The organism is Aquipseudomonas ullengensis (genome assembly GCF_014174475.1).
Lineage (GTDB): Bacteria > Pseudomonadota > Gammaproteobacteria > Pseudomonadales > Pseudomonadaceae > Aquipseudomonas > Aquipseudomonas ullengensis.
The window spans coordinates 227,258-249,964 of sequence record NZ_JACJUD010000003.1 but is presented as its reverse complement, the minus strand read 5'-3'; the positions used below and the strand labels follow the sequence as shown (position 1 = coordinate 249,964).

The 22,707-nt window shown below is 60.9% G+C and carries 21 protein-coding genes and 3 tRNA genes; 12 read left to right on the top strand and 12 right to left on the bottom strand.

Features of this window, described 5'->3' with window-relative positions; all coding sequences use genetic code 11:
* Positions 1–123: 123 nt before the first annotated feature.
* On the top strand, positions 124–909 hold the full coding sequence (locus tag H3H51_RS10470) for a TatD family hydrolase (protein WP_183088988.1): 786 nt from the start codon (positions 124–126) through the stop codon (positions 907–909).
* A gap of 246 nt (positions 910–1,155) precedes the next feature.
* On the opposite strand, the gene H3H51_RS10465 is transcribed toward H3H51_RS10470, so the two are convergent.
* From H3H51_RS10465 to H3H51_RS10450, 4 genes are all read right to left on the bottom strand, one after another.
* Entirely contained in the window at positions 1,156–3,186 is a 2,031-nt protein-coding gene (locus H3H51_RS10465; RefSeq protein ID WP_183088987.1) for a methyl-accepting chemotaxis protein, read from the bottom strand.
* 440 nt (positions 3,187–3,626) lie between these two features.
* Entirely contained in the window at positions 3,627–4,457 is an 831-nt protein-coding gene (ampE, locus tag H3H51_RS10460) for a regulatory signaling modulator protein AmpE (protein WP_183088986.1), read from the bottom strand.
* Positions 4,458–5,018: a 1,6-anhydro-N-acetylmuramyl-L-alanine amidase AmpD gene (ampD, locus tag H3H51_RS10455; protein ID WP_183088985.1), complete on the bottom strand. Its 561-nt coding sequence runs from the start codon at positions 5,016–5,018 to the stop codon at positions 4,458–4,460. It lies immediately after the preceding gene.
* Positions 5,019–5,118: 100 nt separating this feature from the next.
* Positions 5,119–7,461, bottom strand: coding sequence for a DUF1631 domain-containing protein (locus H3H51_RS10450; RefSeq protein WP_183088984.1), 2,343 nt, complete (start codon positions 7,459–7,461; stop codon positions 5,119–5,121).
* Positions 7,462–7,773: 312 nt separating this feature from the next.
* On the opposite strand from H3H51_RS10450, the gene nadC reads away from it, so the two are divergent.
* The gene (nadC, locus tag H3H51_RS10445) at positions 7,774–8,622 is read left to right on the top strand and encodes a carboxylating nicotinate-nucleotide diphosphorylase (RefSeq protein ID WP_183088983.1); all 849 of its coding nucleotides are present in this window, start codon (positions 7,774–7,776) and stop codon (positions 8,620–8,622) included.
* A gap of 255 nt (positions 8,623–8,877) precedes the next feature.
* Here nadC and H3H51_RS10440 read toward each other — a convergent pair whose 3' ends face one another.
* Positions 8,878–10,242 carry a sulfatase-like hydrolase/transferase gene (locus H3H51_RS10440; RefSeq protein WP_183088982.1) on the bottom strand — a complete coding sequence of 455 codons (1,365 nt, stop codon included), beginning with the start codon at positions 10,240–10,242 and terminating at the stop codon, positions 8,878–8,880.
* Between the two features lie 156 nt (positions 10,243–10,398).
* Complete coding sequence (locus tag H3H51_RS21365) at positions 10,399–10,743, bottom strand: prepilin-type N-terminal cleavage/methylation domain-containing protein (protein ID WP_183088981.1); 345 nt, start codon at positions 10,741–10,743, stop codon at positions 10,399–10,401.
* Between the two features lie 221 nt (positions 10,744–10,964).
* Between H3H51_RS21365 and pilB the strand changes: the two genes are divergently transcribed.
* The 5 genes from pilB to yacG are packed head-to-tail and all read left to right on the top strand — an operon-like array spanning position 10,965 to position 15,572.
* Positions 10,965–12,668, top strand: a complete 1,704-nt coding sequence (pilB, locus tag H3H51_RS10430; RefSeq protein ID WP_183088980.1) for a type IV-A pilus assembly ATPase PilB — start codon at positions 10,965–10,967, stop codon at positions 12,666–12,668.
* A gap of 5 nt (positions 12,669–12,673) precedes the next feature.
* On the top strand, positions 12,674–13,900 hold the full coding sequence (locus H3H51_RS10425) for a type II secretion system F family protein (RefSeq protein WP_183088979.1): 1,227 nt from the start codon (positions 12,674–12,676) through the stop codon (positions 13,898–13,900).
* Positions 13,901–14,770 carry a prepilin peptidase gene (locus H3H51_RS10420; protein ID WP_183088978.1) on the top strand — a complete coding sequence of 290 codons (870 nt, stop codon included), beginning with the start codon at positions 13,901–13,903 and terminating at the stop codon, positions 14,768–14,770. It abuts the gene before it with no gap.
* On the top strand, positions 14,770–15,381 hold the full coding sequence (gene coaE, locus H3H51_RS10415) for a dephospho-CoA kinase (protein ID WP_183088977.1): 612 nt from the start codon (positions 14,770–14,772) through the stop codon (positions 15,379–15,381). Before H3H51_RS10420 ends, coaE begins: the two co-directional genes overlap by 1 nt.
* Positions 15,378–15,572: a DNA gyrase inhibitor YacG gene (gene yacG, locus H3H51_RS10410; RefSeq protein ID WP_183088976.1), complete on the top strand. Its 195-nt coding sequence runs from the start codon at positions 15,378–15,380 to the stop codon at positions 15,570–15,572. Before coaE ends, yacG begins: the two co-directional genes overlap by 4 nt.
* A 12-nt stretch (positions 15,573–15,584) precedes the next feature.
* Here yacG and H3H51_RS10405 read toward each other — a convergent pair whose 3' ends face one another.
* From H3H51_RS10405 to H3H51_RS10395, 3 genes are all read right to left on the bottom strand, one after another.
* Positions 15,585–15,800, bottom strand: coding sequence for a hypothetical protein (locus H3H51_RS10405; protein ID WP_183088975.1), 216 nt, complete (start codon positions 15,798–15,800; stop codon positions 15,585–15,587).
* Between the two features lie 63 nt (positions 15,801–15,863).
* The gene (locus H3H51_RS10400) at positions 15,864–16,556 is read right to left on the bottom strand and encodes an energy-coupling factor ABC transporter permease (RefSeq protein ID WP_183088974.1); all 693 of its coding nucleotides are present in this window, start codon (positions 16,554–16,556) and stop codon (positions 15,864–15,866) included.
* Positions 16,553–16,978: a GNAT family N-acetyltransferase gene (locus H3H51_RS10395; RefSeq protein WP_183088973.1), complete on the bottom strand. Its 426-nt coding sequence runs from the start codon at positions 16,976–16,978 to the stop codon at positions 16,553–16,555. The genes H3H51_RS10400 and H3H51_RS10395 overlap by 4 nt, the downstream gene beginning before the upstream one ends.
* A gap of 96 nt (positions 16,979–17,074) precedes the next feature.
* On the opposite strand from H3H51_RS10395, the gene H3H51_RS10390 reads away from it, so the two are divergent.
* The 4 genes from H3H51_RS10390 to H3H51_RS10375 are packed head-to-tail and all read left to right on the top strand — an operon-like array spanning position 17,075 to position 19,766.
* Positions 17,075–17,704 (top strand): DUF1780 domain-containing protein, encoded by a 630-nt coding sequence (locus tag H3H51_RS10390; protein WP_183088972.1) that lies wholly within the window; start codon positions 17,075–17,077, stop codon positions 17,702–17,704.
* The gene (locus H3H51_RS10385; protein WP_183088971.1) at positions 17,701–18,213 is read left to right on the top strand and encodes an MOSC domain-containing protein; all 513 of its coding nucleotides are present in this window, start codon (positions 17,701–17,703) and stop codon (positions 18,211–18,213) included. Before H3H51_RS10390 ends, H3H51_RS10385 begins: the two co-directional genes overlap by 4 nt.
* A 24-nt stretch (positions 18,214–18,237) precedes the next feature.
* Positions 18,238–18,411, top strand: a complete 174-nt coding sequence (locus tag H3H51_RS10380; RefSeq protein WP_183088970.1) for a DUF3094 family protein — start codon at positions 18,238–18,240, stop codon at positions 18,409–18,411.
* A gap of 56 nt (positions 18,412–18,467) precedes the next feature.
* The gene (locus H3H51_RS10375) at positions 18,468–19,766 is read left to right on the top strand and encodes an NAD(P)/FAD-dependent oxidoreductase (RefSeq protein WP_183088969.1); all 1,299 of its coding nucleotides are present in this window, start codon (positions 18,468–18,470) and stop codon (positions 19,764–19,766) included.
* Between the two features lie 107 nt (positions 19,767–19,873).
* Here H3H51_RS10375 and H3H51_RS10370 read toward each other — a convergent pair.
* The 3 genes from H3H51_RS10370 to H3H51_RS10360 form a co-directional block, all read right to left on the bottom strand.
* A tRNA-Lys gene (locus tag H3H51_RS10370) sits at positions 19,874–19,949 on the bottom strand.
* Between the two features lie 5 nt (positions 19,950–19,954).
* Positions 19,955–20,031, bottom strand: a tRNA-Pro gene (locus H3H51_RS10365).
* A gap of 10 nt (positions 20,032–20,041) precedes the next feature.
* A tRNA-Asn gene (locus H3H51_RS10360) sits at positions 20,042–20,117 on the bottom strand.
* 211 nt (positions 20,118–20,328) lie between these two features.
* Here H3H51_RS10360 and H3H51_RS10355 point away from each other — a divergent pair.
* A complete protein-coding gene (locus tag H3H51_RS10355) occupies positions 20,329–22,707 on the top strand; it encodes a DUF1631 domain-containing protein (protein WP_183088968.1) in 2,379 nt (792 codons plus the stop codon).

The window sequence follows — 22,707 nt, the reverse complement described above, 5'->3', positions numbered from 1 at the left end:
CCCACACCTCCAAACGATAAGACTTACCAGGTCTGACTGACGAAACCGGGGAATGCTCCCCCGCGCTGGCAGCCCGCCGCAAAATGCCCGATCCTGTGGGCCCTGGCCAGCGTAAAAATGCCCATGCAGCTGATCGACACTCACACCCACCTCGACTTCCCCGACTTCGACGCCGACCGCGCCGAACTGCTGGCGCGCAGCCGTGCGGCCGGCGTGGCGAAGCTGGTGGTGCTCGGCGTGTACCAGGCCAACTGGCAGCGCCTGTGGGACCTGGTACAACAGGAAGACGGCCTGTACGCGGCCTTCGGCTTGCACCCGGTGTACCTCGAGCAGCACCAACCCGAACACCTCGCCGAGCTGCGCGACTGGCTGCAGCGCCTGGCCAGCCACCCGCGCCTGTGCGCGGTAGGTGAATTCGGTTTGGACTACTTCCTCGAACAGCTCGATCGCCAACGCCAGCAGGAACTGTTCGAAGCACAGCTGATGCTGGCCAACGAGGTCGAGCTGCCGGTGCTGCTGCATGTGCGGCGTGCCCATGCCGCGACCATCGCCACGCTCAAACGCTTGCGTCCTCGGCGCGGCGGCATCATCCATGCCTTCGCTGGCAGCGTTGAAGAAGCCCGCGAATACCTCAAGCTGGGCTTCAAGCTCGGCCTCGGCGGCGCGCCAACCTGGCCGCAGGCCCTGCGCCTACGCAAGGTGGTGGCGCAATTACCGCTGGAGGCGATCGTGCTGGAAACCGACGCCCCGGACATGGCCCCAGCCATGCACCCCAACCAGCGCAACAGCCCCGAATACCTGGCCGACATCTGCCGCGTGCTCGCCGAGCTACGCGGTATCAGCCCGGAAGAGCTGGCCACCGCCAGCAGCCACAACGCCGCCGAGCTGTTCGGCTGGCCGACCCCGTAGGGCGGGTGCAACCCGCGAGAACAAGCACCGCGGGTTGCACCCGCCCTACCCTGAAATGACAAACCCGCTGCTGTTCTTCGCAATAGCAGGCAGCCGTAGGAGCGAGCTCTGCTCGCGAACCAGGCAGCGCAAGAGCTTCGCGAGCAGAGCTCGCGCCTACAGGGGCACAATCCAGCATCGGGGGTCACTCGCCCCAGAAACGACAAAGCCCGCCAATTGGCGGGCTTTGTTTCAACCGCGTATCGATCAGACGCGGAAGGTGCTGATCAGCTGCTTGAGGCGCGCCACCTGGTCGGACAGCTCACGGCTGGCCTGCTCGGTCTGTACTGCGCCTTCGGCCGTACGCTCGCCCGCCTGATTGATCTCGACGATGTTCATGTCGATATCGTGAGCCACGGCGGTCTGCTGCTCGGCGGCAGCAGCGATCTGCTGGTTCTGGTCGACGATCATGCCGACCGCGCCGAGGATGTTCTCCAGCGCCAGTTGCACCTGCGAGGACTGGCTGACGGTGCTGTCGACCATCTGGTGGCTACCGTTCATGGCAGTCACCGTGGCGTTAACCCCGGTCTGCAGGCGGCCGATCATCTGCTCGATTTCCTCGGTGGACTGGTGCGTACGCTTGGCCAGGTTGCGCACCTCGTCGGCCACCACGGCAAACCCACGGCCCTGCTCACCGGCACGTGCCGCCTCGATGGCCGCGTTGAGCGCGAGCAGGTTGGTCTGCCCGGCAATGCCCTTGATCACTTCCAGCACCTGGCTGATCGAGGCGCTGTCGGAGGCCAGCTGGTTGATCACCGTGACCGACTGATCGATCTCGCTGGCCAGGCGCTGAATGCTGCCGACCTGCGATTCCACCAGGGCACGACCGCTGACCGTCTCCTCGTTGACGCTCTGCGCACTGCCCACGGCGGCGGCAGCGCTGCGCGCGACCTCCTGGGCGGTGGCGGACATCTGGTTCATCGCCGTGGCGACCTGTTCGATCTGCCCACGCTGGGCGCTGACCGCCTGGCTGCTCTCGCCGGAAACCACTTCGACCTTGTCGGCCTGGCGCTCGACCTCGGTGACGGTCTTGCCAACCAGATCGATCAGCTCGCGAATTTTCTCCACGGTGCCGTTGAACACTTGGCCCAGCTCGCCCAGCTCGTCCTGGCTCTTGACGCTGACCTTGACGGTCATGTCGCCGGCGGCGACCTGGCCGAGGGTCTTGCCGAAGCCCTTGAGGGTGGTGCGGGTGGACACGTAGAAGCCGCCGTAGAGGTAGCCGATCAGCAGGAACACCAGCACCAGGGCCGCGACGAGCAGGATCATCTGCGTGCGCTTCTGCCCCAGGCGCTGGCCCAGTTCCTGGTCGAGGAACTGCAGCACGGCGTCGTTCAGCGCATAGGTCTTGTCGATGTCCGCGCTGCTGGTGTCGAAGAAGGCCTGCCAGGATGCGTCCAGGCTGTCGGCCATGAGGATTTCTTCCTCCAGGCGCGTGTTGGCGGCGGTCAGGGTGCTGCGGCTGTCATCGGCCAGCGTACTCAGGGCCTGCTGGGCCTTGGGCTTGTCCTGCAGCGCGCTCTGGATCTTGAAGCCGTACTCGGCATTGAGCTTTTCCAGCTCGGCCAGCAGCTCGTCGAGCTTGCCGCTGTCGGACGAACCGAGGATGTGCAGGCCCAGCGACGTGGAACCCAGCGCACGGCCCTTGCTCAGCGCCTTGGTCACCGGTGGGGTGACACTGGTGACCAGTTCGGACATCTGCCGCACCGTCAGGTCAGTGTCCTGACTAAGGCCCGCCTGGCTGGCAACGAACTTGATGAAGACTTCGGCGTTATCCAGCGCCTTGACCACCAGGCCAGCCTTGCTGCGCTGCGACTCCTCCTGCAGGACGGCGGCGAGAGCGGTCTTGATCGCATCACGCTGAGTGTTGAATTCGGCGACCTTCTGCTCGTCCTGGCTGCTCGGCGCCAAGCCGTCGATGGCCGTCTGCACGCGCTCTTGCAGGGTATTGATCTGCGCCAGCAACGCTTCCGACTCGCCGGATTGGCCCAGCGCGGCGTTGATTTCGAGCAAATCATTGAGCTGCTCGAGATCACGGCGCAGCTTGAGGCTGTCCTTGAGCAGGCCGATGCTTTGCAGTTCGGTGCGGGTATCGACGAACTCGTGATAGGAGTCGCGCACCAGGTAGAAGTTGGTGACCAGCATGGGCAGGAAGAAAAGTACGCTGATCAAACTGAACTTCATACCGAAGCTCAGGCGGTTCATGAGCGCTATGGCCGGATACAGCACGCTATTCACTAGACGTCTCCTGTTGCCATTATTGTTGTATTCCGGCCGGGAGCAGACCGGGAATTGAACGGCAAGATAATGTAATCAGTACATGAAGCCTGCGACGATCGAGCGCCTCAGGCAGCGGTTCCTGCTGGCCCCTGCAGCCAGTAGCCACAGAAGGTCGTCAACAGTTCCCGCAAGGGATGCACCAGGCAGGTACACGCCCCAATGGTGACCTGTATACCGGATATCGACCCCATCCTCTGTAACTTAAGGTTAAGAGTACGCCTGTAATCCGTACCGGCATTGACCTGAGTCGTGCCAGCCGTGGAATCCAGGCTAAACCGGGCGCCGACGAACGGCGGCAGCCGCACCCGCTCAGGCGCGCGCCCCGTCATCACGAAATCTTATGCCACACCGTTCACCGGGTTGATCCGACCTGGATCGACTGACGCCAAAGGAGTTGCCTAGAACAGCAGAATCCACACGGCAAACGCCGCGTACCAGAGCACCGCCGAACGCACCAGTAACTGCCACAACTCATCCAGGCTATTGACCCCCGCCTCGCCGGCTTGCGGTTCGGGTAGTTCGCCGGCCGCGCGCCCGGCGTTGCTCAGCAGATCGGCGGCCGGAATATCCCAGGCCAGCAGATCGTGCAGCACCGCGCGACTGACCGCAGCGAAATTGCCGACCAGGGCAAAGCTGGCGGCCAAAAACCGCACCGGCAGCCAGTCCAGGGCATGCCGCAGTTGCGCGGCGCGCTCGGCCAGAACCGGTTGGGTGGCGTGCTCGGCGGTCAATGCCAGCAGGCGATAGGCCAGCGCCAATGCCGGCCCCAGCAGGGCATACCAGAAGATCACCGCGAAAAAGCCCTGATAGGCCTGCCACAGCTCATAACCCTGCACGCGCAGCAGCAGTTCCGCCTCAGCATCGGCCTCCAGGCCCATGTCACGCTCGGCCACATGCAGGGCGGCCTGCTCGTCACCACGGCGCCAGGCATCACGAAACGGCCCCAGGGCCGTCAGCACATCGCCACGCCCCAGGCTGTAGACCAGCACCAGCAGATGCACCGGCAGCGCCAGCCAGCCATACGCCAGCGGCTGGATGATCAACAGCAGCAACCCCAGCAGCGCCATCGGCACCAGCACCAGCAGCGCCAGCGAGATCCACGGCTCCGCCCCCGGGCGCCCCTCGACCCGCGCCAGCCATTGCCGCCAGAAGCCATCCTGCTGGATACGCTGGCGTCCGGAAGACAGCTTCTCTACCCAGACCACCAGCAACAGCACCAGGAAATTCATCTACCGCTCCCCTCGTTCGCTCAACGCCGCACGCATTCGCGCCCAGTCGAAGTACGGCCCCGGGTCGGTCTTGCGCCCTGGAGCAATATCGCTGTGACCGCAGATGCGCTGGACACTCAATTCAGGATAGGCCTGCAACAGCTGACGGGTCAGCGCGACCAGGCTCGAATACTGGGCATCGGTGAAAGGCTGCTCGTCCGTGCCCTCCAACTCGATTCCCAGGGAGAAATCGTTACAGCCCTCGCGCCCGTCAAAACGGGATACACCGGCATGCCAGGCGCGCTCGCCACAACCAACGAACTGGGTCACCCCGCCATCACGCTCGATCAGGAAGTGCGCCGAAACCCGTAAGTGGACGATATCGGCGAAATACGGATGCTCGTCGCCCGGTAGACAGTTCTGGAACAACTGCTGCACCTTGCCCGTGCCGAACTGGCCAGGCGGCAGACTGATGTTGTGGATGACCAACAGAGACACCTCGCCACTCGGGCGGGCATTGAAATTCGGCGATGGACAGTGCTGCACACCGGCGCACCAGCCTGTGACGGGGTCCAGCTGCATAAGGGCTCCTTGAACACTGCCGCCACTCTAGCAGAGGCGGCCACCCGGAAACGACAACGCCCGGCACAGGGCCGGGCGTTGTAGGCAAACAAGCAAGGCGTCAGTCGCCCTTGAGCTTGCGCAGGTTGCCGATCACCGACTCCAGCGCCCGGTCGAACAGCAGCGCATCGTCGAGCATACGGATCGCGCCGCGACGGAACTCTACTGCCAGGCCCATGCGCGTCTTCTCCTGGACCTTCATGCCGGTACGGTTGACGAAGATGAACTTGCCGGTCGGCTTGATGATCGCCGCCAGCTTGCAGCGCAGCTTGTGCTCTTCGTCTTCCTGGATTTCCACCCAGCTGCCAACCCGCAGGCTGTCGACCTGACCAAGCGCCTCATCGTCATCCGGCAAGCTGGCTTCGGGCTCCTGCTGACGGGTCTCGCCCGGCGCCAGGAGGATAATTTCTTCGACCACCTCGACCATCGCCGGCGGCTCGACGACCGGGTCCAGATCGATCGACGGCAAGTCCAGCATCGGCATGCCGCTCAGTTCGGCAGCCACGCCTTCGTCGGCTGTCGCACCTTCAACAGCTTCCGGCTCGGGCTCTGGCTGTACTTCCGGCAGGCTGCGCTTGAAGCGCTGGAAGGCCTGCACATGCACCGACTCCAGCTGGCTGAAGAACTCGCTGGTAACGAACGGATCGATGGCCGCACTGGCCAACCCGTCACGAAGGGATTTCAGCAGGCTAGGCACCAGCTCCAGCAGGCGCAGGCGATCTTCCGGCGACTCGTGGGGCTCGACGCTCCATACCAGGTCGTCCATCACCGCCAGCGCAGCCTGCCAGTCATCAGACTCGACACCGTGCTTGAGGCAGGTCAGCTGCAGCACCTTGCTCCAGCCTTCCTGCAGCAGACGCACCACCACCTCCGGCAGGGTCTTGCCAAGCAACCGCGCATTCAGCGCCTGCTCGACCTGCTGGCGGGCCTGATCGGCCTTGGCCCGGCCTTCCTCGGCGTCACGGGTGCGCTGTTCCAGCAGTTCGCTGCGGCGGCGCTCGTCGCCGGTATAGGCAAGGAACTCGGCCAGCACATCGGAGAAGATCGCCGGATCATCGCTGAAGTCATTGAGCAGTCGTTGCACCACCTGCTCGATGCGCTGATACAGCACATCGCGCTGCGCATCACCCTGCCCACTCCAGCCGAGCGCCGCAGAGGCAATCTCGTTGAGCAGACGACGGGCCGGATGGCTGCCGCGACTAAAGAACGTCTTGTCCAGCACCGCAACCTTGAGCATCGGGATCTGCAGACGGCCAATCAACGCCTTGAGCGAGTCCGGCAAGGTGCGGTCATCGAGAATGAACTCGAAGAGCATGGCGACCAGATTGATCACATCCTCGTCGACTTCGCCGACTACCCGCGACTTGCCACTCTTGGCACTGGCCCGGGTCAGCAGCTGTTCCAACTGGCTGCGCAGGTTGTAGTCATCCTGTTCCGGCGCGATCTCACCTGGCAGGCGTTGCTGCAAGTGAGAAAGCAGGCGCATCAGGTCATTGCTGGAAATCGGCAGCGCATCGGCCGGCATCTGCCGGCGCGGAGCCGCGCCACTGCCACGCACGTGCGACAGCAGCTCCTGCAACACGCCGAAGACCTCCTGCTCACCGGCACTGCCGTAGCCCGCGGACTCGCCCTGAACCACCTCGGCAGCCTGATCGCGCGCTGCACGGCCGGTACCCGGCTGAGCCGGCGCCTGGCGACGTGCCGGCGGAGCCGACTTCAATTCCGGCAACACGCCAGCCTCGACCAGTTGCTGGTTGGACGCGGCATAGAGCTGGTCGAGATCGGCCAGCACGTATTTTTCAAACAGCTTGAGGATGATCAGCTTGACCCGGATCTCCACGCCCAGCCCGGCGCAGGCATCGAGGAAGCGCTCGCAGAGCATGCGCGGCCCGAGCGGATTGCTCTTGTCGTCGAGTTTCTGGGTAATCATCGCGTTGAGGCGGGTGGTCAGGTGACCCAATGCCATGCCGTCACGGCTCATCACCCGCGCCACCATGGCATCGAGGGCAACCGACTCTTCCAGGACGTCGTCCTGCACCAGAGACAAACTGTCGAACGAAACAGGCGCCAGCTGTGGCGGCTTGCCGATTTCGTATTGATTGAGGGTGGCGAAGCTCTCGAAGACCTTCTGCAGGAAGCCGCGCTCGATGGACTTGCGCTTCAGGCGCAGGTCGCGCATGGCTTCAAAGAAGGCGTTCTGCTCGGCGTTGCTGTTCGCGCGATCGGCCATCTCAAAGAGAGTGTCGTCCGCATTGTCGAACAGCGCCTGCAGCGCCTGCTTGAGCTGCTGTGCCGCTTTGTCGCGCACCTGAATAAGAGCCACGGGAAGCCTTCCTGCCGGCGAAGCTGGCGATTGCTCAGGGGCTACCTTGTTCAGGTGCACCACTTTCGCGTCAGTCTGCATTGAGAGTCTCCCGCAGGCACCCGGTCTGGGTCTGCCTGCTTACGATCGGCGGGACGCTATCCGTAACGTCAAAGGTATGGCGTCAAAATCTATGGCCAACCTTATTATAGGGGGAGGCGAAGAATGACCAAATACCCCATTCGTTAGACATGACCTGGTTCACAGAGCGCGGAATTAACAGCGCCGAACGGTCACGCCCACCCACCGAGCTGCCCTATCTGTCTAGCAGATGGACCGCAATTTCTCCCATAAGCTCCCTGCACCGACCGTCGGCAATCCTTATAATCGCGCCACCAGACTGCGGAGGCCGCCATGCCCAACCTGATCCTTGCCGACCTCGGCGCCGAAATCGAAGCCAACGTGCGCCGCGCCCTGCGCGAAGATATCGGCAGTGGCGACATCACCGCCCAACTGATTCCCGCCGAACGCCTAGCCCAGGCCAGCATCATCACCCGTGAAGATGCCGTGGTTTGCGGTACTGCCTGGGTCGACGCGGTATTTCGTCAGCTCGACCCGCGCGTAGCCGTGCATTGGCACGTCGCCGATGGTGAGCGCGTCAGCGCCAACCAGGTGTTGTTCAGCCTTGAAGGCCCGGCCCGCGCCCTGCTTAGCGGCGAGCGCAGCGCTTTGAACTTCCTGCAAAGCCTGTCCGCCGTCGCCACCCGCTGCCAGCACTTTGCCGACCTGGTGCAAGGCACCCAGGTCAAACTGCTGGACACCCGCAAGACCTTGCCAGGCCTGCGCCTGGCACAGAAGTACGCCGTAACCCAGGGCGGCTGCCACAACCACCGCATCGGCCTGTACGACGCCTTCCTGATCAAGGAAAACCACATCGCCGCCTGCGGCGGTATCGCCCAAGCCATCAGCGCCGCCCACGGCATCGCCCCAGGCAAGCCGGTAGAAGTCGAAGTGGAAAGTCTGGAAGAACTGCAACAAGCCCTGGATGCCGACGCCGACATCATCATGCTCGACGAACTGAGCCTGGACGACATGCGCAAAGCCGTAGCCATAACTGCCGGCCGCGCCAAGCTGGAAGCCTCCGGCGGCATCAACGAAAGCACCCTTCGCACCATCGCCGAAACCGGTGTGGACTACATCTCCATTGGCAGCCTGACCAAGGACGTCAAAGCCATCGACCTGTCGATGCGCCTCAGCCTGTAAGCCGCAAATCGCAACCAACAAAAAGCCCAGCCAATGCGGGGCTTTCTTTTATATGGTGCGGAGACAGGAATCGAATCTGCGACCTTCGCGTTACGAGCACGCAGCCCTACAGACTGACCGGCACCGACATGGAACGTGCGCGAACATCCTCCACAACAAAGGTGTAATTACATGCAGAGTGCACTGGCGATGCCTCACCAGAACCCCTAACGACTGCGCCACATGACGGCAAAGTCCGCATGGATTACCCAAACATTATCTGACCACACCAGAAACCCAGGGCACCACCTCCTGATTAAATGACCGAGTCTTCTCAGCAACATTCAGCAGCATAGGGACATGATCCCCTACTAGCACAAACTCTACTCCTTTCATCTCTGGCGAAGACAGCAAACGCGCAAACCCCTCGAAAAATTGCGCCTGCAATTTGAAATTTCGACACGATTCTGTATCGACAGCGACCCCATAAGCCTCGCAATCAAACAGATCTTCTCGTAAGTCACGAAGATCATATGGCCCATGTGAGTTCAAGGTAAGCCAATAGAAAAAACGACGACCAGGCTGTGCAAAGAAATCTATTACAACGGGAAGCAGGTCAAGATCACAAGCCCCAGGAAATGAGTAGCAACGCTGAGGCCAAGTGCGATCTTCAAAAAAAACGCGCTGATCGAGCCCTGCACGTGGATACCAGTGATGCCGGTCATACATAAGACTAGTTGCGCCATGCATCGAGGCCGTCGCAAAACCTTTCTCACGCAAGCGATTAGGCAAACAACCCTCAAAACCATGAGTAACATTCGCCAAATTATAGTGTTCGGGATAAAGATGACAGAGTTCTCGCAACTCCCCTGCGAGGGTCATACCCGAATAATTGATTTCCCCGTAGTTAGCACCAGGAAGCTTGAGTTTTCGTAGTGGAGCCAGTATAGCGTCCTGAATACGTGCCTCTTTCGGCACCCCCCAGGACTCCACAACCACCAGCAACATCCTTCCGGTTCCACCACCATTACTTACCTCATTCCAGAAAGGGTCTGATGCACTCTTCCCCTTCAGCGCAACCAGCGGATCACCTTCACCAGCAAACATATTCAAGAAAAGTCCGTTACGCGCTTTTATCCACGCAACCGACTGGCTCTCAACCCACGAGTACTCAGCCGCACGATAATATCTACTTTTACCCAACGTCTCGGATGGCGGAGCCAATACACTGGCCAATGCCAATATATTAAAAGAAACAAGAGCGACTAATCTGTTAACTCTCCCAGCCGCATAAAACACAACCGCAGCCAGAAGCAGCACAACAGTTAAAACCAGCACAACCAACAGCAGATACTTAACCGATGCGAGCTTGCTGAACTGCAAGAGATAGAGAACGTCACTCACACGATTGAACGGCATGACCTGCCCCAACAAACTTAGAACATCCACCACCAATACACTGGCGAGCGCAGCTGCACCCAACCAACGCCAGCCGAAAGCAAGAAGCAGGGTACAAATCGCAAAATCGAGATTAACGGCAGGCCGCCCGACACCTAAACCATAAGCACATAGGGCCAGAACAGCATTGGGCAAAAAAAAGGCACCAAGCCAGAAAAACACACAAGGCACTATACGACGCATATCACAACATCCCTGTTTCCAACTGACTGAATTTGAAAAAACCGCATACAAAAGCAAAATGATTGAAAGAAAAAAACCCCGGCAAGCCGGGGTTTCTCATACAAACTGAAGACATATAGCTATCAACAGCTTGCCTTTAGCTTAAGCCTGAACTAATCAGCTACCAGCAGAGCAGGTAGTAGTAGTCCAATCACACGTAATTACGGTGGCATCTGCATCTTTCGCAGTGAAAGTAGCATTACCTGTGAGCGCTGCAAGGGTAGCAGGATCAGCTGCAGTGGAGGAGGCGCAAGCAGAAGACGCGTAAGCAGTCGGAGTTGTTTCAGCAATGATCGACGCCGCACGCGCCTTAACATGGGCAGCAGCCTCGCCCAGGCAAGAGTTGATCTTGCCCTTATTGACGTATTCTTGGTAAGCCGGCAGTGCGATAGCAGCCAGAATACCGATGATCGCTACTACGATCATCAGTTCGATCAGGGTAAAACCTTTTTGAGCTTTCATGGACTATCTCCTGAGTAATGGGCAGGTCCAGCGACCTGAATACACCAAAGCACCCTTCATGCCAACTTTACTCCCTCGCCTAGCCGGCATGTTGGCGAATCACTGCACAAGCTTCCACTCAACAGGCAGTCACTAACTGCCACTTTTCGTCACCCCAACGAGCAAGGTTTGGCAGGGATAGGCAACTAAGCTATAAGGCTTGGATTGTTATGGAGCCCGCAATGAACGATCTCCCCGCCCTCACCGGCCTGGCCAAACAAGTGGTCATCGCCGAGCTGCTGGATGAAAAAGCCGCCCTGCAAGCCCAGCAACAGGCTCAGCGCAACAAATTGTCGCTAGTGACGTACCTGGTACAAAACAAGCTGGTTAAAAGCCGTGCACTGGCCGAGCTGACCTCCGAGCAGTTCGGGGTGGCTTTTGTCGACCTCAATGTAATCGACAAGGACAGCCAACCCCGCGAGCTAATCAGTGAAAAGCTGATTCGCCAGCACCGCGCACTCCCCCTGTGGCGCCGCGGCAATAAATTGTTCATCGGCATCTCCGACCCAACCAATCACCAGGCCACCACCGATATCCAGTTCAGCACCGGACTCAACACCGAAGCCATTCTGGTGGAGGACGATAAACTCGGTGATGCTATCGAGAAGTTCTTCGACTCCGCGAGCAGTGGAATGGAAGGGTTGGCCGATGTCGACCTAGAGGGACTGGATGTCGAAGCCGTCAATGATGACAAAGACGACAGTGGTGGCGGTAATGATGCTGACGACGCCCCCGTCGTACGATTCGTCAACAAGATGCTGCTGGATGCCATCAAAGGCGGCTCATCCGACCTGCACTTCGAGCCCTACGAGAAAGCCTACCGAGTACGCTTCCGCACCGACGGTATGCTGCACGAAACGGCGCGCCCGCCGATCCAGCTCGCCCCGCGCATATCCGCGCGCCTCAAGGTAATGGCCGGCCTCGATATCTCTGAGCGCCGCAGGCCGCAGGACGGCCGCATCAAGATGAAAATCTCCAAGAGCAAAGCCATCGACTTTCGGGTCAACACCCTGCCCACACTCTGGGGCGAAAAAATCGTGATGCGGATTCTCGACCCGAGTAGCGCACAAATGGGCATCGACGCCCTCGGCTACGAAGAGTCGCAAAAAGACCTTTATATGACCGCCCTGAAACAACCACAGGGCATGATCCTGGTCACCGGCCCTACCGGCTCGGGCAAAACCGTTTCATTGTATACCGGCCTGAATATTCTCAATACCGCCGACGTGAACATTTCCACAGCAGAAGATCCGGTGGAAATCAACCTGGAGGGTATCAACCAGGTCAACGTCAACCCAAGACACGGTATGGACTTCTCGCAAGCTCTTCGTGCGTTCCTGCGCCAGGACCCGGACATCATCATGGTCGGCGAAATCCGCGACCTGGAAACCGCCGAAATTGCCATCAAGGCTGCGCAAACTGGCCACATGGTCATGTCGACCCTGCACACCAATAGCGCCGCCGAAACCCTGACTCGCCTGCGTAACATGGGCGTACCCAGCTTCAACATTGCCACATCAGTCAACCTGATCATTGCCCAGCGCCTGGCACGCAAACTCTGCAGCACTTGCAAACGTGAAGTAGCCATTCCGCACGAGACATTGCGCGAGGAAGGCTTCAAGGACGCAGAGATCGGTACGTTCAAGATCTACGGCCCTGTCGGCTGTGAAAACTGCAAGGACGGCTACAAAGGTCGATTGGGGATTTATGAAGTGGTTAAAAACACGCCGGCGCTGCAGCGGATTATCATGGAAGATGGCAACTCCATCGATATTGCCGCACAAATGCGCAAAGACGGCTTCAATGATCTGCGCAGATCCGGTTTGATCAAGGTAATTCAAGGCACCACCAGCCTTGAAGAAATCAATCGCGTGACCAAGGACTGACACCCATGGCGGAAAAAGCACTAAAAACAAGCCAGTTCTCTTGGGAGGGCACCAATCGACAAGGTGCGAAAATCAAGGGCGAGCTAAGCGGGCTCAATCCTGCACTGGTCAAAGCACAGCTGCGCAAGCAAGGCATCAATCCGATCAAGGTTCGCAAAAAGTCTGCCTCACTATTCAGTGCAGGCAAGCCAATCAAACCAATGGACATTGCTCTGTTCACCCGCCAGATGGCGACCATGATGAAGGCCGGCGTGCCATTACTGCAGGCGTTCGAGATAATTGGCGAGGGATTTGAAAATCCCAACATGCGCAAGCTGGTGGATGACCTAAAACAGGAAGTTGCAGCAGGCAACTCCTTTGCCACCGCCCTGCGTAAACAGCCTAAATATTTTGACGATCTTTACTGCAACCTGGTCGACTCCGGCGAGCAGGCTGGCGCCTTGGAAACTCTTCTTGATCGTGTCGCCACCTACAAAGAAAAGACTGAGGCAATGAAGGCCAAGATCAAGAAGGCCATGACCTACCCTATCGCAGTAATAGTGGTGGCAGTCATCGTGACCTCTGTTCTATTGATCAAGGTAGTCCCCGCGTTCAAAGAGGTTTTTGAAGGCTTTGGAGCAGAACTGCCGGCCTTTACTCAGATGGTAGTAACCATGTCTGAGGGACTTCAGAGATGGTGGTTCGTCTTTGTCGCAGTATTGTTTGGAGCGGCATGGGCGCTCAAAGAAGCCAACCAGCGCTCGGAAAAATTCCGTAACTGGAAAGATCGCACTCTGCTGAAAGCACCGATTATCGGGGATATTTTGTACAAATCGGCTATTGCACGATATGCACGAACCCTAGCCACCACCTTCGCTGCAGGCGTACCTCTGGTTGACTCCCTGGACTCAGTAGCAGGAGCGGTGGGTAACGTGGTTTTTCGCAACGCAGTGCTCAAGGTCAAACAGGACGTTTCATCGGGCTCACAACTGAACTTCGCCATGCGCACCACTGCAGTATTCCCTACCATGGCTATTCAAATGACAGCTATTGGCGAGGAATCTGGCGCTCTAGACGTTATGTTGGACAAAGTAGCAACGTTCTATGAAGACGAAGTAGACAACAAAGTCGACAATCTCGCTACGCTGATGGAACCCATGATCATGGCTGTACTTGGCGTCTTGGTCGGCGGCCTCATCATCGCCATGTACCTGCCTCTCTTCCAACTGGGCAACGTAGTGGGCGGCAAGTAAATGTCACTGATCGACTTTCTGGCCGGCAATTTGCTGGCCTTTGTTTTATCCGTATTTCTGCTCGGCCTGTTGATTGGCAGCTTCCTTAACGTTGTTATCTACCGTCTACCCAAGATGATGTTCCGCGACTGGAGAACACAGGCCCGCGAAGTCCTTGAGCTACCGGAAGAGCCTGCAACCAGCACCTTCAACCTCGTTCTCCCCCACTCCAGCTGCCCCCACTGCAACCATCAGATCAAGGCCTGGGAAAACATCCCGGTAGTCAGCTATCTGTTCCTCGGCGGCAAGTGCTCCAGCTGCAAAGCGCCCATCAGCAAACGCTACCCGCTGGTGGAACTTGCCTGCGGCCTGCTCTCTGGCTATGTCGCCTATCACTTCGGCTTTGGCTGGCAAGCCGCCGGGATGCTGATGCTGACCTGGGGGCTGCTGGCGATGAGCCTGATCGATTGTGATCACCAGCTACTGCCAGACTCCTTGGTTCTGCCGCTGCTGTGGCTGGGTTTGATCGTCAACAACTTCGGTCTGATCACCAACCTGGAAGACGCCCTGTGGGGCGCTGTTGCTGGCTATCTCAGCCTGTGGTCGGTGTATTGGCTGTTCAAACTGCTGACCGGCAAGGAAGGCATGGGCTACGGCGACTTCAAACTGCTGGCCATGCTCGGCGCCTGGGGTGGCTGGCAGGTATTGCCGCTGACCATCCTGCTGTCGTCTCTGGTAGGCGCGGTATTGGGCGTGATCATGCTGCGCCTGCGCAATCAGGAAACCAGCACACCAATCCCCTTCGGCCCCTACCTGGCAATTGCCGGCTGGATTGCGCTGCTCTGGGGTGATCAAATAACCGGGACCTATCTCCACTTCGCCGGTTTTTGATGAGCACACCCTGGATTCTTGGCCTTACGGGCGGTATTGGCAGCGGCAAGAGCGCCGTTGCCCAGCACTTCATGGAGCTTGGCGTGCATCTGGTCGATGCCGACCATGCCGCCCGCTGGGTGGTCGAGCCCGGCAAACCAGCTTTGGCGAAAATCGTCGAACGCTTCGGCGAGCAGGTACTGCAGGCCGATGGCACGCTGAACCGCGCCCGCCTCCGTGAACTGGTGTTTCAGGACGAGCAGCAACGACGCTGGCTGGAAAGCCTGCTGCACCCGCTGATCGGCCAGGAAATCGCCCAGTACCTGGCCAAGGCTGAATCACCCTATGCGATTCTGGTTTCGCCATTGCTGGTGGAGTCCGGCCAACACCGCATGACCCAGCGCGTGCTGGTGGTGGACGCGCCGGAGCAATTGCAGCTGCAGCGCACCATGGTGCGCGACCAGAGCAGCGAGGAGCAGGTCAAAGCCATCCTGCGCGTCCAGGCCAATCGCGAAGAACGCCTGCGACACGCCGACGACATCCTGGTCAACGACCGCGACTTGGCCTGGCTAAACAGCGAGGTCGAACGCCTGCATCACTTTTATCTGACCCTACGCGGAGGCCAACCATGAGTGCCACAGTGGATTGCCCAACCTGCGGCGCGCCCGTCGAATGGGGCCCGCAAAGCCCGAGCCGGCCGTTCTGCAGCGAGCGCTGCAAATTGATCGATCTCGGCGCCTGGGCCACGGAAGCCCACGCCATTCCCGGCGACAACCTGGAAGACGAGCTGTTTTCCGAAGACATGCCGCCACGCGGACACTGAGCCGCCCTCGACTCAGGGGCGCATGAAACTGTAATCCCGCTCGCTATCGAGATTGTCGGCGAGAAATTGCAGCTCATGCGCCAAGTCTTCACTGCTGCGCGATGTACCATTCTGTTCGACCACCGCACTGAGCAACGCGCGTAAAGCCAGCACGGCGTCAAAACCCAACTCTTCGCCCCGCACACGGCTCGCCGCCACTTCGCGCCGCGCCCATTCGTGAATACTCATTCCCGATCCCTCTGCTGTTTTCGCCAGCATGCCCGGCTCGCCTCGTGGAGTGGTTGACCCGGATCAATCATGCGGGACGTCGTCATCCTTCCAGGGCGCAGACAGGTAGCGCGTGCGATTGAACGTCTCCAGCCAGTCCGGATAGAACACCACCAGCCCGGTGACCAGCATGCCGTTGATGAATGCCTCGGGGAACATCACCAGCCACAGGTAGCCGATGAAGTCCTCCAGCCACGGCGGCATCACATACAGCCCGTCGAACCACAGCACGCCCAAACCGGTGAGCAGGCACAGCATCGCCGCCAGCCCTGCCGGAAAGAAGCCGCAGCAGAAGATGTAGACGAACAGATTGCGCGGCTGACGGCGCTCGACCCATTGCGCGAAGAACTCGGTGACCGCCACCGGAATCAGTACCAGCAACACACCATTGACGCCCAGCGCCGCCAGATCCTGCCGCCCCACCAGCAACAAGCCCAGCTGCGCAGCGAGTCCGCCCAGAACAGCCAGCGGCCAATCCAGCAACAGGGTTACTGCCGTCATGCCAATGAAATGGAAGGACAGCCCCGAGGCGAAATCACGCCTGACTAACCAGAGCAGGAACAACCCCAGCATGGTGCCGAACAGCAGGTGTTGGCGACGCTGGTCACTGAACAGCTCGACCCAGGGCGCGCGCCAGGCAGCCCAGAGCACGAAGGCGAGATACACCAGCCAGCCCACCCACAGGCTACTGGCCGACAGCAGCGCTGAACTGATCACGACTCAACCACCGTCGTGGAGAACACCTGAATATCGTCGCGCGCAGCCCAACCGCCCTGCGCGCGCCAGAAATCCATGGACTGCTGCGCATCGCGCACGACGAAGACGTGGGACTTGTCGATACCCAAGGCCGCCAGGCGCGTCAGCACCTCATCCAGCAATGCCTGCGCCAGTCCCCGCCCGCGCCAAGGCTCATCCACCACCAGATGCTGCAGGTAGCCGCGGCGACCGTCATGCCCGGCCATGACACAACCAACCAATTGGCCTTCGATGTCACAGGCCAGGCTGAGCCCCGGATTACGCGCCAGATAGGCACAGAACGGCGTGAAGGCATCCTCGGGACGCAGACGGATACCGGGCGTGCGCCGCCACAGAGCGACGAGCGCCGCATGGTCGGCCGGAGCGATGGGACGAATCGACATGGCAACCCTCAACAACGATGGCCCAGTCTACACCCGGCCATCCCGGGCTTCAGCGCGACCACTGCCGCCCGGCGCATTTGCGGTTATGCTGCGGCCATGGACGACTCCGACTACCTGCGCCTGCTCACCCGGCAGGCCGAGCAGGCCAACGACTTCCTATCCAATGCGCGCAAGTGGGAGCGCGAGCGCTGGGTCTGCCAGCGCCTGCTGCTCGGGCTGAACGTGCCCTTTCGCCAGGAAGAGTTCAGTGGCTCTGCCCAGGAACCGCCCGACGTACAGTTTCGCGAGGCGAATTTCGAAGTGTTCTTCGTCCTCGATGAAGGCCGCCGCCTGAATGACGAATGGCGTGCCGAGCTAGAGCGCCGCCGCGGCGCCCTGTCCCTCAGCCAGCTTCTGCGCCGCGAGCGACGCCCCCGGCGCATGCCCGCCAGCGAGTTGCAGGCGCGCCTGGCCACCACCCTGCGCAAGAAGGCGCACAACTACCGCGAGCGCGGCATCGATCTCAGCGAGCTGGACCTGCTGGCCTTTGTCAGCTTGAAACGCGACCTGCCGGACTTCAACACACCGTTCCCGCCACCCGGCGAGTACCTGCGCCAGGGTTGGCGCTCGCTGTCACTGGTCGGCCCAACCTACAGCCGCGTGCTGTTCGCCCATGCCGATGCGCCGGACTTCCTGCGCAACAACCTGGGCCGCACCACCCTGTTCGATGTCGGGATCAGCCTGTGAGCCCGCTACAGGAGTTGATCGCAGTGGTGCCGCAACAAGGCCAGGTGCGCTGGATCGGCGTACGCCCGCAATCGCGCGGCGACATGCTCGAACTGCAAGCCGTGGAAGCGCGTCGTGAAGCCGGGCTGACTGGTGACCACGCCCGTCCGGGGCCGCGTAACGCGCGCCAGGTGACACTGATCCAGTGGGAACACCTGGCCGTGATCAGCGCCCTGCTCGAGCGCCCCGCACAACATCCCATCGTTCCCGCCGACCTGCGCCGCAACCTGGCCATCGGCGGGATCAACCTGTTCAGCCTCAAGAACCGGCGCTTTCGCATCGGCCAGGCCATTTTCGAAACCACCGGCTGGTGCCAACCCTGCGCGCGCCTGGAGGAACGCCTCGGCACAGGCACCTTCCAAGCCACTCGCGGCCATGGCGGCATCACCGCTCGCGTACTGCAGGGCGGGATCATTCGCCTGGGCGATGCGCTTTGCGTTGAGCCGCTGTCCGCGAGCCAGCTAGAATGACTTCATCAACCCGCGAGGCCTGCCATGTCCAGCCGCTTGAGCCCAGAAGATCAGCAACGCGTTGACCAATACCTGAGCGCTCCGCAACACCAGGTCGAACGCAAGCCGTTCCGCACCTGGCGCCTGCTGGGCATCACCCTGCTGATCGTCATCGCCCTCGGCGTTCTCAGCCGCCTCCTTTCCCGCCTGGTGCTCTGAGCTGCTTCGCGCTCGCCCGGCCACTACGGATTCCGTAAGCCTTATGAGATATCCCCATGACACATCGCATCGTGATCGTCGGCGGCGGCGCCGGCGGCCTGGAGCTTGCTACCCGCCTGGGTAGCACCTTGGGTAAACGCGGCCAGGCCAAGGTTGTACTGGTCGACGCCAACCTCACCCACATCTGGAAACCGCTGCTGCACGAAGTGGCCTCCGGCTCGCTGAACTCCTCCGAGGACGAACTGAACTACGTGGCCCAGGCCAAGTGGAATCATTTCGAGTTTCAGCTGGGGCGCATGAGCGCGCTCGACCGCGCCAAGCGCCGCATCCGCCTGGCCGCCACCCTCGACGAAGATGGCGGCGAGCTGCTGCCCGAGCGCGAGCTGACCTACGACAGCCTGGTCATCGCCGTCGGCAGCACCACCAACGACTTCGGCACCCCTGGCGCGGGCGAGCACTGCATCTTCCTCGACACCCGCGAGCAGGCCGAGCGCTTCCACCGCCAACTACTCAGCCACTACCTGCGCGCCCACGCCGGACGCCTGGACGACAGCCACATCAGCGTGGCCATCGTCGGTGCCGGTGCCACCGGGGTCGAACTGGCCGCCGAGCTACACCATGCCGCCCACGAACTGGCCGCCTATGGCCTGGACGGCATCCAGCCGCAGAACATGCGTATCACCCTGGTCGAAGCCGGCCCACGGGTACTGCCCGCACTGCCCGAGCGCATCAGCGGCCCGGTGCACAAGACCCTGGAAAAGCTCGGCGTCACGGTACTGACCGGCACCGCCGTCAGCCAGGTGAACAGCACCGCCCTGCTCACCGCCCAGGGCATGGAGATCCCGGCCAGCCTGAAAGTCTGGGCCGCCGGCATCCGCGCACCGGCCTTCCTCAGGGATCTCGACGGACTGGAAAGCAACCGGATCAACCAGCTAGTGGTGCGCCCTACCCTGCAAACCACCCTGGACGACAATATCTTCGCCTTCGGCGACTGCGCCGCCTGCCCCATCGGCGACGGCAGCGAGCGCACCGTACCGCCCCGCGCTCAAGCCGCCCACCAACAAGCCTCGCTACTGGCCAAGGCGCTCAAGCTGCGCCTCAATGGCGAAGCACTGCCGACCTTCAGCTACCGCGACTACGGCTCGCTGATCTCGCTGTCGCGCTTCTCTGCGGTCGGCAACCTGATGGGCAACCTGATGGGGAGCGTCAAACTGGAAGGCTGGCTGGCGCGGATGTTCTACATTTCGCTGTACCGCATGCACCAGATGGCCCTGTACGGAATTTTCCGCACCGCCCTGCTGATGCTCAGCGACCGCATCGGCCGCAGCACCGAACCACGCCTCAAGTTGCATTGAGGCGGTTGTGAAGCGCATGGCAATAGGTCGTGCGCTCCACGACACCAAATCACAGGCAATAAAAAACCCGCACTTGGCGGGTTTCTTACTTTCAAGCAAGCTTGAAATGGTGGGTCGTGTGGGATTCGAACCTACGACCAATTGGTTAAAAGCCAACTGCTCTACCAACTGAGCTAACGACCCAAAAATGGTCGGGGTAGGGGGATTCGAACTCCCGACATCTTGCTCCCAAAGCAAGCGCGCTACCGGACTGCGCTATACCCCGATAAGAAAGTTGGCTCCACGACCTGGACTCGAACCAGGGACCCAGTGATTAACAGTCACTTGCTCTACCAACTGAGCTATCGCGGAACTTGTAACCTTCTCGCTCCTTTACTGGCTTCGGCTTTCGCCGTTTCCCGTATCAGAGGCGCGCCATTTTACCCACCAAAAAATTGCTGTCAACCCTTTAAAAGACTTATTGAACAATGCTTTGCCGAAAAATAACCGACTACTCTATCTTTGCAGCATGTTCTCCCTCACAGCGGCCTGAGCAAGGTCGCCGTTACACCCAGGATTACCCATGAGTTCCCAGGACGCTCCGCCCCCACCCCCCAAACCCATACCCGGGCTGGCAAGCCGCGGCATCCAGCCTCGCTTCAGCGAACTGGTGCAGGACTGCCGCAAACTGGTGATGAACAATCTGGCAGAGCATCTCGGCGGGGTCTTCGCTCAAGTCGACGACAGCCTTTTCGAATGCGCAGAAAAAGCCGAGAACAATCGGCTACAGACCCTGTTTTTCGACAGCATGCGCGACATCCGCAAGCTGCGCCCGCAAGTCGAGCGCAGCTACCACCAGCGCATCGCACAGAATTTCTCCGACTTCCTCGAGGGCAAGCTGAAAGCCGTACCCGGCAGCGGCGCGCTCGACGCCGAGCTGCTGGAGCTGGTGCAGAACGAGGAATATGAAGAAAGCCTGCAGGTGACCAATATGGTCAGCCGCGTGCGCGCCCACAGCGCACGCAGCCTGTTTGCCCTCGACCAGCGCCTGGCCCTGCTCAACAACGGCCACAAACTCGGCGAAGACAGCAACCCGTTCGGCCCCCAGGCAATTGCCGATGCCTTCCGCGGCGCCCTGGCGCCCCATCCGTTCCCGCTGCGGATCAAGGTCATTCTTTACATGCTGTTCGATCGCAACGTGATGGAGGGCCTCGACTCTCTATACGAGATGCTCAACCAGCGCCTGATCGCCGCCGGCATCCTGCCCAACCTCAAATTCACCCCGCAGCGCGCCGCCAGCAGTGCCGAACGCCCGAGCGAACCTACCGCGCCGGTAGCGGACGGCAACCCTCCTGCCCCGAGACACGAAACCGGCGCCGCACGTGGCAACACCAGCAGCCCCTATACCGGGCCGGCCGCAGGCACTGGCCAACCACTGCCACCTGCTGACCTCAACGCGCCGCCGTCAGCCGACCCGACCCAACTGTTCGGCGGCCTGACCGCGCTACTCAGCGAGCGCCGCGAGCGTGACATCGACGCCCCGCTACCCGGCGGCGCCCGCAGTATCGCTAGCTTCTCGCCGCGCACGGCCACCAGCACTTACAGTGCCAACGAACTGCTGGCGGCACTCAACCGCCTGCAGGAGCAGTCCGCCAGCAACCTAGCCCAGCGCCTGCACAACCCGCAGCCGGTGGAAGAGCTCAAGGCCGGCCTGCAGCAGCAACTGGAAACCCATAGCGCGCTCCCCGGTCAGCAGAAGCTGTCCGATCAGGAAGCCGACGTGATCGACCTGGTCGGCATGCTGTTCGACTTCATCCTCGATGACGACAACCTGCCGGACACCTGCAAGACCGCCCTCTCCCACCTGCACACGCCCTACCTCAAAGTGGCGCTGCAGGACAAAGCCCTGTTCACCCAGCATCACCACCCCGCCCGCCGCCTGCTCAACACCATGGCCCAGGCCGGCGTGCTGTATGGCGGCGAAGGCGACGAACGCGGACTGCTGGCGAAGATGCAGTGGGTGGTCGAACGGGTGATCCACGGCTTCGTCGGCGACCTGCAGCTCTTCGACAGCCTGCTGGAAGAGTTCAACGAATTCGTTGCCACCCTCAAGCACAAGGTCGAGTTACGCGAGCGCCGCGCCGTGGAGGCCGCCAAGGGCCGCGACAAGCTGCTCGGCGCCCGCCAGCTGGCCGTCGAGGTCATCGCCAAGGCAGTGAATGAGCGTGAGCTGCCGACGATCATCCGCAACTTCCTCGAACTGACCTGGGCCGATGTGCTGGTCTTCGTGCTGCTCCGCCATGGCGAGCGCAGCACGGAATGGCAGCGCTCCGGCGAAGTCGCCGAACTGCTGGCCTGGAGCGGCACCGTGCTCGACGCCGACGGCCGCGCGCGCCTGCAAAGCCAGCGCGTGTCGCTGCTCGACGACCTGCGCAAGGGCCTGGAACTGCTCGGCGGCTACCACGAGGATGGCGTCCGCCGCCTGCTGCAGGACATCGTTGCCTGCCAGCACGCCGTGCAGGCCCAGCAGCCGCAACTGGCCGCACAGATCAAGACCCAGCTGCCGGACAGCCCGCTCGGTGCCATGCTCGGCGAGGACGCCGTACTGGCCGAACCGGCCAAGCCCAGCGGCACCCTTTCGCCACGCACCCAGGCGCTGATCAAGGAGCTGCAACAGGTCGAATTCGGCACCTGGTTCGAATTCGTCCAAGGTGAAGACACTCGCGCGCTGAAGCTGTCCTGGTTCAGCCCGACCACGCATAACTACATGTTTGTCGACCACAGCGGACAACGCGTGGCGATCAAACCGATCCGCCAACTGGCCCAGGAAATGGAACAGGGGTTGGCACGCATCGTCACACCCGAGCGCGGATCCCCCCTGGTAGATCGTGCCCTCAGTGCGATCTATCGCGTTCTCCAGCGCTTTACCGGGCGCGCCACCGAAGTCGAACAAGGAGCCTGA